11 protein-coding genes are annotated in these 11117 nt (G+C 68.8%); 8 read left to right on the forward strand and 3 right to left on the reverse strand.

Annotated elements, in window-relative coordinates; genetic code table 11:
- Nucleotides 1–173 precede the first annotated feature (173 nt).
- Together ACX1D0_RS15240 and pyrE are read left to right on the forward strand one after the other, a co-directional pair.
- Nucleotides 174–968, forward strand: a complete 795-nt coding sequence (locus ACX1D0_RS15240; protein WP_459018841.1) for a class E sortase — start codon at nucleotides 174–176, stop codon at nucleotides 966–968.
- Nucleotides 965–1504: an orotate phosphoribosyltransferase gene (gene pyrE / locus ACX1D0_RS15245; protein WP_459018842.1), complete on the forward strand. Its 540-nt coding sequence runs from the start codon at nucleotides 965–967 to the stop codon at nucleotides 1502–1504. Before ACX1D0_RS15240 ends, pyrE begins: the two co-directional genes overlap by 4 nt.
- A gap of 52 nt (nucleotides 1505–1556) precedes the next feature.
- Here pyrE and ACX1D0_RS15250 read toward each other — a convergent pair whose 3' ends face one another.
- Entirely contained in the window at nucleotides 1557–3788 is a 2232-nt protein-coding gene (locus tag ACX1D0_RS15250) for a malate synthase G (RefSeq protein ID WP_459018843.1), read from the reverse strand.
- Between the two features lie 31 nt (nucleotides 3789–3819).
- On the reverse strand, nucleotides 3820–5097 hold the full coding sequence (gene aceA, locus ACX1D0_RS15255; RefSeq protein ID WP_459018844.1) for an isocitrate lyase: 1278 nt from the start codon (nucleotides 5095–5097) through the stop codon (nucleotides 3820–3822).
- Nucleotides 5098–5231: 134 nt separating this feature from the next.
- Between aceA and ACX1D0_RS15260 the strand changes: the two genes are divergently transcribed.
- The 6 genes from ACX1D0_RS15260 (at nucleotide 5232) to fbaA (ending at nucleotide 10684) form a co-directional block, all read left to right on the forward strand.
- Nucleotides 5232–6704: a helix-turn-helix domain-containing protein gene (locus ACX1D0_RS15260; protein ID WP_459018845.1), complete on the forward strand. Its 1473-nt coding sequence runs from the start codon at nucleotides 5232–5234 to the stop codon at nucleotides 6702–6704.
- A 68-nt stretch (nucleotides 6705–6772) separates the two neighbouring features.
- Nucleotides 6773–7549: a LemA family protein gene (locus tag ACX1D0_RS15265; RefSeq protein ID WP_459018846.1), complete on the forward strand. Its 777-nt coding sequence runs from the start codon at nucleotides 6773–6775 to the stop codon at nucleotides 7547–7549.
- 139 nt (nucleotides 7550–7688) lie between these two features.
- Nucleotides 7689–8231, forward strand: a complete 543-nt coding sequence (locus ACX1D0_RS15270; RefSeq protein WP_459018847.1) for a YceI family protein — start codon at nucleotides 7689–7691, stop codon at nucleotides 8229–8231.
- Between the two features lie 91 nt (nucleotides 8232–8322).
- The gene (locus ACX1D0_RS15275) at nucleotides 8323–8958 is read left to right on the forward strand and encodes a TrmH family RNA methyltransferase (RefSeq protein ID WP_459018848.1); all 636 of its coding nucleotides are present in this window, start codon (nucleotides 8323–8325) and stop codon (nucleotides 8956–8958) included.
- A gap of 22 nt (nucleotides 8959–8980) precedes the next feature.
- The gene (locus tag ACX1D0_RS15280) at nucleotides 8981–9520 is read left to right on the forward strand and encodes a hypothetical protein (RefSeq protein ID WP_459018849.1); all 540 of its coding nucleotides are present in this window, start codon (nucleotides 8981–8983) and stop codon (nucleotides 9518–9520) included.
- A gap of 135 nt (nucleotides 9521–9655) precedes the next feature.
- Nucleotides 9656–10684, forward strand: coding sequence for a class II fructose-bisphosphate aldolase (fbaA, locus tag ACX1D0_RS15285; protein ID WP_459018850.1), 1029 nt, complete (start codon nucleotides 9656–9658; stop codon nucleotides 10682–10684).
- 71 nt (nucleotides 10685–10755) lie between these two features.
- Here the strand turns inward: fbaA and ACX1D0_RS15290 are convergent, their stop codons facing one another.
- A complete protein-coding gene (locus tag ACX1D0_RS15290; protein WP_459018851.1) occupies nucleotides 10756–11106 on the reverse strand; it encodes a rhodanese-like domain-containing protein in 351 nt (116 codons plus the stop codon).
- Between the last annotated feature and the right edge of the window lie 11 nt (nucleotides 11107–11117).

Genomic DNA, 11117 nt, shown 5'->3' on the forward strand with positions numbered 1-11117 from the left:
CCTGAGCGTCAGGCCCTGCACTGGCGTCCCGCTGCTGCGGACGCCGCGCGTGTCACCACACGCCACCGCCGGGCAGGACCCTCGGTGAGCGGCGGCGCCACGCCCGAAGTCACTGCGCGCAGTCAGCGGGAGTGGGCGGGGCCTGAGTGGGCCGGGTAGGGAAGAATGGCGCCATGGAAGCGAAGCGGGCCGCGGACGACGGCGTGGAGCCGGCTCCCGGCGCCCCTGCTCCCGACTCTTCCGGGGAGACGATGGGGGCCCCGGCTCGAGCCGCGGAGCCCCAGCCGACGCTCGCCGGGCGATCGGGGGTCTCGCCCCTCGCCGTCCTCGGGGTCGTGCTTCTCACAGCGACACTCGCAGTCAGCGGATTCCTCGGCTGGCAGATCTACGGCACCACGTGGCTCGCCCAAGGCGCCGCCGCCCAGAGCGTCGCCGAGCTCCGCGCGTCCTGGGACGCCGCGACACCCTCAGCCACACCGTCGCCGGATTCCCCCGAGGATCCGCAACTCCCGGTCCCCACCCTTCCTGCGCCCGGAAAACCGGCGTGGATCCTGCGCATCCCGTCCCAGGACGTCGAATGGCCCATCGTCTCCGGCGTCGAGACTGAGCTGTTGAAGGCGGCTGTCGGCTGGTACCCGTCGACGGCGCTGCCCGGGCAGGTGGGAAACGCCGCCCTGGCGGGGCTGCGCATCACGCACGGGGAACCCTTCGGCCGCGTGCTTGAGCTAGCCGAGGGCGACGAGGTGATCATCGAAACGGCCCAGGCCGTCTACACCTACCGGATCACGTTGCCCCCATCGCAGCTCACCGTGCACCGCGACGAGTCCTGGGTTCTCGACCCCGTCCCCGGCAAGCCGGACCTCGCGCCCACCGAGGCGATCCTCACCCTGACCACCCACGAAGACCTCATCGATACGCCGGACCGCGCAGTCGGATTCGGCGTCCTGGAGAACACGGAGCCCACATGACAGACCGCAGCGAACTCGTCGACCACATCAGGAACCTGGCCGTGGTGCACGGCAAGGTGACGCTCGCCTCCGGCAAGGAGGCCGACTACTACATCGACATGCGCCGCGTCACCCTCGACGGTGCAGCCTCACCGCTGGTGGGCCGCGTGATGAACGAGCTGGTGGCGGACCTGGACTTCGACGCCGTCGGCGGGCTCACTCTCGGGGCGGATCCCGTCGCCACGGCCATGCTGCACGCGAAGGCCGCCGAGGGCGGCCGGCTGGACGCCTTCGTAGTCCGCAAGTCGGCCAAGGGCCACGGCATGCAGCGCCGCATCGAGGGCACCGAGGTGGCGGGCCGGCGGGTCCTCGTGGTCGAGGACACCTCCACGACGGGGGGCTCGGCCCTCACGGCCGTCGAGGCCGTCCGCGAGGCCGGGGGAGAGGTGGTCGCTGTCGCCGTCGTGGTGGATCGCGGCACCGGCGCCGCCGAGAAGGTGGGCGACGCCGGCCTCGAGTACCGCTACGCCGTGGACCTCGCGGACCTCGGCCTCTGAGAGTCCTCCGCCTAGGCGCGAGCGACTGAGCCCCCCTCAGAGGGCAGGGGCCTCAGCTGATCCCGAACCTCGCCTTGAACTCGCGACGCCTCGCGTGGAGGATCGGCTCGGTGTAGCCCGACGGCTGCCACGTGCCCTGCAGCACCAGGTCCCGCGCCGCGCACCACGCGATCGAATCCTCGAACGAACTCCCCGCCGTCGGCGCCATGGCCAGGTACGCCGGGTCGTCGGCGTTCTGCGCGTCGACGACGGCCGCCATCCGCTTGAGCGACTGCAGCACGAACGCCTCCGAGACGATCCCGTGCCGGATCCAGTTGGCGAGCATCTGGGAGCTGATCCGGCAGGTGGCGCGGTCCTCCATCAAGGAGGTGTCCGTGATGTCGGGCACCTTCGAGCAGCCGACGCCCTGCTCGATCCAGCGGACGACGTAACCCAGGATGGACTGGCACGAGTTGTCCACCTCCTGCTGACGCTCCTCGGGCGTCCAGCGCGTGTGGGGCGCCAGCGGGATCTCGAGCAGATCGTCGAGGGTCGCCCGCCGCCCCCCCGCCGCGATCTCGCCCTGGCGGGCCCGGGCGTCGACGCGGTGGTAGTGCGTGGCGTGCAGGGTCGCGGCGGTGGGGGAGGGAACCCACGCCGTGGTGGCCCCCGAGGAGGGGTGCCCGATCTTCTCTGCCACCATGTCGGCCATCAGGTCGGTCTTGGCCCACATGCCCTTGCCGATCTGCGCCCGGCCGGGCAACCCGCTCGCGAGGCCGATGTCGACGTTCCAGTCCTCGTACGCGGCCATCCAGGAGGCCTGCTTCATCTCCGCCTTGCGGATCATCGGCCCCGCCTCCATCGAGGTGTGGATCTCGTCGCCGGTCCGGTCCAGGAACCCGGTGTTGATGAAGATGATCCGGTCGGCCGCCTCGTTGATGCAGGCCATGAGGTTGAGCGTGGTGCGTCGCTCCTCGTCCATGATGCCCATCTTGATGGTGGTGCGCGGCAGGCTCAGGATGTCCTCGACGGCGCCGAACAGGTCTGTGGTGAAGGCCACCTCGGCCGGCCCGTGCTGCTTGGGCTTGACGATGTAGATGGACCCGCTGCGCGAATTGCGGCGGTCGTTGTCCGACGACAGGCCAGGGATGGCGCACAGGCTCGTGACCAGCGCGTCGAGAATGCCCTCGGGCAGCTCGCGGCCCTCGGCGTCGAGGACGGCCGGCGTGGTCATGAGGTGGCCGACGTTGCGGCACAGCATGAGCGCCCGGCCGTGCAACCGCAGCTCGCCGCCGTCGGGGCGGGTGAAGCGCGGGTCGTCGGCGAGGGTCCGCAGGAACGAGCGGCCGCCCTTGTCCATCTCCTCCGCCGCGCTACCGTCGTTGAGCTGCAGCCACGTGCGGTAGCCGAGGACCTTGTCCGGCCCGTCGACTGTGGCCACCGAGTCCTCGAAGTCCATGATCGCGGTGACGGCGGACTCCAGGACGATGTCGTCGATGCCGGCGGGGTCGTCGCGCCCGATCCGGCCGGCCGGATCGATCCGCAGCTCGATGCCGAGTCCGTTGTGCTGGATCACGACGGACGTCGGCGCGTCGGGCGCCCCCGAATACCCCGCGTACGACTCGGGGTCAGCCAGGTCGACGACCTGCCCCGACGTGAGCGTGGCCCGCAGCCGCGACCCGGCCTCGTAGCGGATGACCTCCGCATGTGACCCCGCCGCCAGCGGGGCCGCACGGTCGAGGAACTCCCGCGCCCAGGCGATGACACGGCCGCCGCGGATGGGGTTGTAGCGCCCCTCACGCTGCGCCCCGTCGTCCTCGCTGATCACGTCCGTGCCGTAGAGGGCGTCGTAGAGGGATCCCCACCGGGCGTTGGCGGCGTTGATCGCGAACCTTCGGTTCGTGACCGGGACCACCAGCTGCGGGCCGGCCATCTCGGCGATCTCGGTGTCGACGCCGGTGGTGGTCGCCCGGACGCCCTCGGGCTCGTCCAGCAGGTAGCCGATCTGCCTCAGCAGGTGTCGGTAGTGCGGCGCGTAGGGCGTGCCGGGGGTGGCCCGATGAAACTCGTCGATGGCCCGCTGCATCCGCTCGCGCTCCGCGAGGAGGGCCCGGTTGCGGCCCGAGAAGTTGGTGAAGAGGCTCTCGAATCCGGCCCAGAACCGCTCCCGCGACACGCCCGTCAGGGGCAGCGCCTCGCTGTCGACGAAGTCCACGAGGCTCCGGTCCACCCAGAGCCGCCCGACGGGGGCATGGGTGTCCTGGGCGGTGTGGGTGTGTGCGGGGGCGGTCAGGGTGATCGTCATGGGAGTGCTCCTTCTCTTCAGCGAGGTGGTGTCAGAACTGGGCGGACTCTGTGGAGTCCTCGAGTGCGGTGGTCGAGCTGGCGGGGTTGATGGCGGCGGCGATGGTGTCGAAGTAGCCGGTGCCCACCTCGCGCTGGTGCCGGGTCGCCGTGTAGCCGCGTTCCTCGGCGGCGAATTCGCGCTCCTGCAGCTCCACGTAGGCGCTCATGTTGCGGGTGGCGTAGCCCTGCGCCAGCTCGAACATCGAGTAGTTGAGCGCGTGGAATCCGGCCAGCGTGATGAACTGGAAGGTGTAGCCCATCGCGCCCAGCTCGCGCTGGAACTTCGCGATGGTGGCGTCGTCGAGGTGCTTGCGCCAGTTGAACGACGGTGAGCAGTTGTAGGCCAGCATCTGGTCCGGGTGTTCGGCCTTGATGGCCTCGGCGAACTCACGTGCCGCAGCCAGGTCCGGGACGCCGGTCTCCATCCACAGCAGGTCGGCGTACTTCGCGTAGGCCTTGCCGCGGGCGATGCTGGGCTCCATGCCGGGGCGGACCTTGAAGAAGCCCTCGCTGGTCCGGTCTCCGGTGATGAACTCCTGGTCGCGTTCGTCCACGTCCGACGTGATGAGCGTGGCCGCTTCGGCGTCGGTGCGCGCGATGATCACCGTCGGCACCCCGGCCACGTCCGCGGCGAGGCGGGCCGCATTGAGGGTGCGCTCGTGCTGCTGGGTGGGAATGAGCACCTTGCCGCCCAGGTGGCCGCACTTCTTCTCGGAGGCGAGTTGGTCCTCCCAGTGCACGCCCGACGCGCCGGCGGCGATCATGGCCTTCATCAACTCGTAGGCGTTGAGCGTGCCGCCGAAGCCCGCCTCGGCGTCGGCGACGATGGGGACCAGCCAGTCCTCCACCGTGCGGATGCCCTCGGCGTGCTCGATCTGGTCCGCACGCAGCAGCGCGTTGTTGATGCGGCGGACCACCTGCGGCACGGAATTGGCCGGGTAGAGCGACTGGTCGGGGTAGGTGTGTCCCGAGAGGTTCGCGTCGGCGGCCACCTGCCAGCCGGAGAGGTAGATGGCCTTGAGGCCGGCCTTGACCTGCTGCACGGCCTGGTTGCCCGTCAGTGCGCCGAGCGCGTTGATGAAGTCCTCGTTGTGCAGCTGGTGCCAGAGCTTCTCGGCGCCGCGTCGGGCCAGCGTGTGCTCCTCCTGGACGCGGCCACGCAGTCGGACGACGTCCTCAGCCGTGAAGTCGCGCTGCACGTGGGCCCAGCGGGGGTTGATGCGCCAGTCGTACTCGAGCAGCTCTGCGGACATGGGTTCGGTGATCATCGGGAGTCCTTCCGGGTGGGGCAGCGTCCCTGCTGCCGTGTGCCTTGCGATGTGACGATCCTCCGCCGCTGTGACAGCAATTCCTAGAAGTATTTCTCGTAAAGAAATGCAGAAATTCCGCTAGGCTGAACTTCATGCCAGTCGACGATGCGCAACGCGCTCCAGGCGGGGACGCCGAGGGCCCTTTCGACCCGTTTTCCCTGGGCAGGCGGCTGCGCCACCTCCGCAAGGAGCGCGGGTTGACCCTCAGCCAGGTGGCCGAGCAGTCCGGGCTGGCGCCGTCGCAGTTGTCACTCATGGAGAACGGCAAGCGTGAGGCCAAGCCGTCGCATCTCCAGACCCTCGCCCGGGTCTACGGCGCCACGCTCGAGGATCTGACCGCCCCCGTGCCCAGCCGTCGGACCCAGCTGGAGATCGAACTCGACCGCCTCATGCGGGCGCCCCTGGCACAGGCCAAGGGACTGCCCGCGGTGCGGATCTCCCCGCGCATGCCGCTGGACGTGCTGGAGGCGCTGGTGGCGCTCCATCGCGAACTCGCCCACGACGCCGCCGAGCGCATGGCCACCCCGGAGGAGGCGCGCCGGGCCAACGCGCAGCTGCGCGACGAGATGCGGGCCCGCGACAACTACTTCGGCTCGATCGAGGAGGAGGCTGCGAGCCTGCTGAAGCGAGGCGGGTACGTGGGAGGACCGCTCTCGCAGCACCTCATCGGGGAGATCACCGCCCACCTCGGCTTCACGCTGCACCACGTCAGCGACCTGCCGCATTCGACCAGGTCGGTGACGGACCTCAAGAGCAAGCGGATCTACCTGGCCGCCGCGAGGTCCGGCGAGTACGAGCCGCGATCCGTGCTGCTCCAGGCCCTTGGTCACCACATCCTGGAGCATTCGCCGCCCAGCAGCTACGGCGACTTCCTCCGGCAACGCATCGAGACCAACTACTTCGCCGCCGCACTTCTGCTCCCGGAGGAGCCCGCCGTCGAGTTCCTGCGGGCGGCGAAGGAGCGCCGGGAGCTCTCGGTGGAGGACCTCCGCGACATCTTCGGCGTGAGCTATGAGGCGGCCGCACACCGTTTCACGAACCTGGCCACCAGGCACCTCGGCATCCCGGTGCACTTCCAGCGCGTGCACGAGTCCGGGATCATCTACAAGGCCTACGAGAACGACGGCGTCGCCTTCCCCAAGGACAACCTGGGTGCCATCGAGGGACAGCCGGCCTGCCGCTACTGGACCTCGCGCGAGGTGTTCGGGGTGGCGGACAAGTTCAACGCCTTCAACCAGTACACCGACACACCCACCGGCACGTTCTGGTGCACGGCGCGGGTGGAGCAGACCAGCTCCGGCTACTTCTCCACCGGCATCGGCGTGCGCTACCGCGACTCGAAGTGGTTCCGCGGCCGAGACACCCGCGAGCACTCGGTCTCCACGTGCCCGGACCCGACGTGCTGCCGACGGGCGCCCGAGGACCTGGCGTCGAAGTGGTCCGGTTACGCGTGGCCCAGCGCCCGCACGCACGCTCACCTTCTGGCCGCACTGCCGCCCGGCACCTTCCCCGGCGTCGACGACACCGAGGTCTACCAGTTCCTGGACTCCCATCACCAGATGTGAGCAGTCGGGTGCTGCGCCTGAATCCTCGCCTGCGCTACCGTGAAGACGACTGATCTAAGGAGATCCCTGTGGACACCATCCTGATTATCCTCATCGTCCTGGTCGTCATCGCGCTCGCGGTGGTGGGCTGGGGCGTCGGGGCCTACAACGGCTTCGTCAAGAGCCGCAACCTCATCCAGGAGTCGTGGCGCCAGATCGACGTGGAGCTCAACCGCCGCTACGAGCTGATCCCCAACCTGGTGGAGACGGTGCGCGGCTACGCGGCCCACGAGCGCAACACGCTGGAGCAGATCACGGCGCTGCGCAACACGGCCCGTTCGTTGTCCCAGCAGAGCCACGGGCAGCCCAGCGAGCAACGCGCCGCCGTCGAGTCCGAGCTGACGCAGGCCGTGCACAACCTGCTCGTGTCGGTGGAGGCGTACCCGGATCTGAAGTCGAATACCAACTTCCTCGAGCTGCAGCGCGAGCTGACGGACACCGAGGACCGCATCGCCGCCTCGCGTAGGTTCTACAACGCCAACGTGCGTGATTACAACACGCGCATCGAGTCCGTGCCGAGCAACATCATCGCCGGTTTCGCGAAGTTCGAGAAGGCCACGTACTTCGAGGTCAACGACCCGATGGTGCGCCAGGCTCCTGATGTGAACTTCGGCGAGATCTCGCAGCGCCCGGCGGGGGCGCCGGAGCCGGCGCAACAGCAGATCCAGGCACCGCGCCAGGACGAGCTCGCCCAGCCCTATCAGGCGCCCCAGCGCGCCCAGCAGGAACCCGAGGGCCAGCCGGTGGTGCCGCCGCCCGCGCAGCAGGCGGGCGAGGGCGGGTACCGGCCGCCGTTCACCAGCTGACCAGGAGCCGTGGAGGGGCCCGCATTCCGACGAGGGGGCGGGCCCTTCCGCTACCCAGAGAATGAAGTCGGCAATACTCGTTGACATTTCAACAAACCTAGTTTAGGGTTGTACCAACAGCCCACGAAAGGACACCCACATGAACCTCAACGAACTCAACGGCACCTTCGTTATCGACCCCTCCCACTCCGCGCTCTCCTTCGTGGCCCGCCACGCCATGGTCACCAAGGTCCGCGGGTCCTTCGAGAAGTTCGAGGGCTCGGCCACCGTCGACGCCGCGAACCCCGCCAACACCTCCCTCGAGGTCACCATCGACGCCGCCTCGATCAATACCCGCAACGCCGACCGCGACGGTCACGTCCGCTCCGCCGACTTCTTCGACGTCGAGAACTTCCCCACCTGGACCTTCAAGGGCACCGGCTTCGCGGTCAAGGGCGACGTCGTCGAGGTGACCGGTGACCTCACCATCAAGGACACCACCCGCTCCATCACCCTCCCGCTCGAGTACCAGGGCTCCGCGAAGGACCCCTTCGGCAACACCCGCGTCGGCTTCGAGGGCTCCACGCAGATCCTCCGCTCGGACTTCGGTCTCACCTGGAACGCCGCGCTTGAGACCGGTGGCTTCCTCGTCTCGGACAAGGTCACCATCGAGGTCGAGATCTCGGCCATCCAGCAGGCCTGATCCTCCGCAGCACGCAGCGCCCCGGCTATTAGCCGGGGCGCTGTCGCGTTCCTGGTTTGCCTCGCTGAGTCAACTGGGACAAGCTCGCCTCGTGACCGAGTCAGTACCCGAGGATCCGACGGCGCCCGCCGTCGGCGTGGAGCCGCACCCCCTGCCCTGGCCCGAGGGTGACCACCTGGACCCCGAGCTGTTGGCCGAGGGGGATCGCCGCAACGTCGTCGACCAATACCGGTACTGGAGGCTGGCGGCGATCGTCGCGGACCTGGACCGGACCCGGGTACCGCTGCACGTGGCCATCCAGAACTGGGAGCACGATTTCAACATCGGCTCGATCGTGAGGACGGCGAACGCGTTCAATGTCGCGGCGGTGCACATCGTGGGCCGAAGGCGGTGGAACCGTCGCGGCGCCATGGTCACGGACCGCTACCTCCATGTCCTCCACCACGACGACGAGGCCTCGCTCCTGGCGTACCTGGCAGGGGAGGGCGTGACCCCGGTCGGCGTGGACAACCTGCCGGGGTCGGTGCCGCTCGAATCGGCCCAGCTGCCGGAGCGTTGCTGCCTCGTGTTCGGTTCCGAGGGGCCGGGCCTGACTGACGCGATGGTCGAGGGCTGCGAGCGTCTCGTCGCCATCACGCAGCGGGGCTCGACCCGCTCGATGAACGCAGGTGCAGCCGCGGCGATCGCGATGTACCACTGGACCCTCCAGCACGCCGCTCCCCACTGACCTGGACGCTATTGTGGCGGGCATGCAGTCAGAGCGGTTCGCGGCGGGCCTGACCCCTCTCCCGACGGCGGCACGCGTGACGCAGAAACGCGGTGCCCTGCGCTGGCGGGTCATCTCCACCCTCGTCTCGCTGGCCATCCTGGCCGTCATCATCCTGACCCTGGGCCGCGACTGGCCGCAGGAGTGGACCATCGCGATGGTCGCCCTCTGGGTGGGATCGTCGGTGTTCTGGCTGGCGATCTCCATCGTCGGGCTGCAGCGCGCCAAGCGTGACCTCGGCCGCATCCACGACGGCGTGGCGTTCTTCTTCGATCACGACGGGGTCGAGTTCATCACGCCGCCCGCCGCGCTCGTGCCCTGGGACCGCGTGGCCGCGCTCAAGCTCGGCGGGGGGCTGTCCGGCGCCGGCCCATCCATGGTGCTCGAGACCGCCGCCGGCCCCGTCGCGAAGGTGCCGCTGAGTTTCCTCGACGCAACCCCGGCTGTCATCGACTCCGCCGCCCGCGCGTACTCGCTGGGGCGAGTGGGCCTGGATGTCCGCGCCCTCGACAGGGTGCTCTAGGCGCCTGCTGAACACGCATGCCGAGCCTCGGACGCGGCGCTCCCGGACGTGCCGGCGTGACCCCGGCCTCCCCCGGGGGGATGCGAGGCGATAGGGTTGGGCCGACCAGAAGTCTCACTCAGAAAAGAGGCATCCATGCCCATTGCTACTCCCGAGATCTACGCCGAGATGCTCGATCGGGCCAAGGCGAACAAGTTCGCGTACCCGGCCATCAACATCACCTCGTCGTCGACGGTGACCGCGGCCATCCAGGGGTTCGCGGAGGCTGGCTCTGACGGCATCATCCAGGTGTCCACAGGCGGCGCCGAGTACGCGTCCGGTTCCACCATCAAGGACAAGGTCGTCGGCGCAGCCGCGCTCGCGGCCTACGCGGCGGAGGTGGCGAAGAACTACCCCATCCAGATCGCGCTGCACACCGACCACTGCCCCAAGGACAAGCTGGACTCGTTCGTCCGTCCGCTGCTGGCCATCTCGGCCGAGCGCGTGAAGAACGGCCTGCTGCCCCTGTTCCAGTCCCACATGTGGGACGGTTCCGCGGTGCCGATGGAGGAGAACCTGCAGATCGCTGACGAGCTGCTGGCCCTCACCAAGGCCGCCAACATCATCCTCGAGATCGAGGTCGGCGTCGTCGGTGGCGAAGAGGACGGCGTCTCCGCTGAAATCAACGACAAGCTCTACACCACCATCGAGGACGGCATGCGCACCGCCGAGGTGCTCGGCCTGGGTGAGAAGGGTCGTTACATGACGGCGCTGACCTTCGGCAACGTGCACGGCGTGTACAAGCCCGGTGCGGTCAAGCTGCGTCCCGAGGTCCTCAAGGAGATCCAGGACGCCGTCGGCGCCAAGTACGGCAAGGACAAGCCGTTCGACCTGGTTTTCCACGGCGGCTCCGGCTCCACCGCTCAGGAGATCTCCGACGCGGTGGACTTCGGTGTCATCAAGATGAACATCGACACCGACACGCAGTACGCGTACACCCGTCCGGTGGTGGAGCACATGTTCCGCAACTACGACGGCGTGCTGAAGATCGACGGTGAGGTCGGCAACAAGAAGCACTACGACCCGCGCGCGTGGGGCAAGCTGGCCGAGGCCGGCATGGCCGCCCGTATCGTCGAGGCGTGCGAGAACCTCCGCTCCGCCGGCACCACGATGGGCGCCAAGTGAGCTGAACCACGGTTCACACGGCGAGTGGCCGGTCCCTTCGGGGGCCGGCCACTCGCCGTTTCTGGCTCGGGCTACTTCAGTGACGCGTACGCGCCGCCGTCGACGAGGTTGGTGAAGCCGAGGTCCTCCATGATGTCGATAGCGGCCGCCGAGCGGCTGCCGGAACGGCAGTAGACGACGTAGGTGTCGTCCTTCGGGAGTTCTCCGACGCGGTCCGCGAAGTCCGCGGCCTGGACGTCGATGTTGAGCGCTCCGTCGAGGTGCCCGCTGTCGTACTCGGCCGGAGTCCGCACGTCGATCACGGCTGCGCCGTCGGAGATAGCCGTGCGCGCGGTATCAGCGCCGGCGTCTGAGCATGCGCTGAGCCCCACCAGGGCGGCCAGGGCAATGACGAGGGCGAGGAGTGGTGTGCGTAGGTTCATGGGCGCCATCG

The sequence above is a fragment of the Tessaracoccus pujii genome, from assembly GCF_054483895.1.

Coding starts and splice junctions, on each gene's coding strand:
- ACX1D0_RS15240 (WP_459018841.1), top strand. CDS start 174: ATGGAAGCGAAGCGGGCCGCGGACGACGGCGTGGAGCCGGCTCCCGGC.
- pyrE (WP_459018842.1), top strand. CDS start 965: ATGACAGACCGCAGCGAACTCGTCGACCACATCAGGAACCTGGCCGTG.
- ACX1D0_RS15250 (WP_459018843.1), bottom strand. CDS start 3,788: ATGACGATCACCCTGACCGCCCCCGCACACACCCACACCGCCCAGGAC.
- aceA (WP_459018844.1), bottom strand. CDS start 5,097: ATGATCACCGAACCCATGTCCGCAGAGCTGCTCGAGTACGACTGGCGC.
- ACX1D0_RS15260 (WP_459018845.1), top strand. CDS start 5,232: ATGCCAGTCGACGATGCGCAACGCGCTCCAGGCGGGGACGCCGAGGGC.
- ACX1D0_RS15270 (WP_459018847.1), top strand. CDS start 7,689: ATGAACCTCAACGAACTCAACGGCACCTTCGTTATCGACCCCTCCCAC.
- ACX1D0_RS15280 (WP_459018849.1), top strand. CDS start 8,981: ATGCAGTCAGAGCGGTTCGCGGCGGGCCTGACCCCTCTCCCGACGGCG.
- fbaA (WP_459018850.1), top strand. CDS start 9,656: ATGCCCATTGCTACTCCCGAGATCTACGCCGAGATGCTCGATCGGGCC.
- ACX1D0_RS15290 (WP_459018851.1), bottom strand. CDS start 11,106: ATGAACCTACGCACACCACTCCTCGCCCTCGTCATTGCCCTGGCCGCC.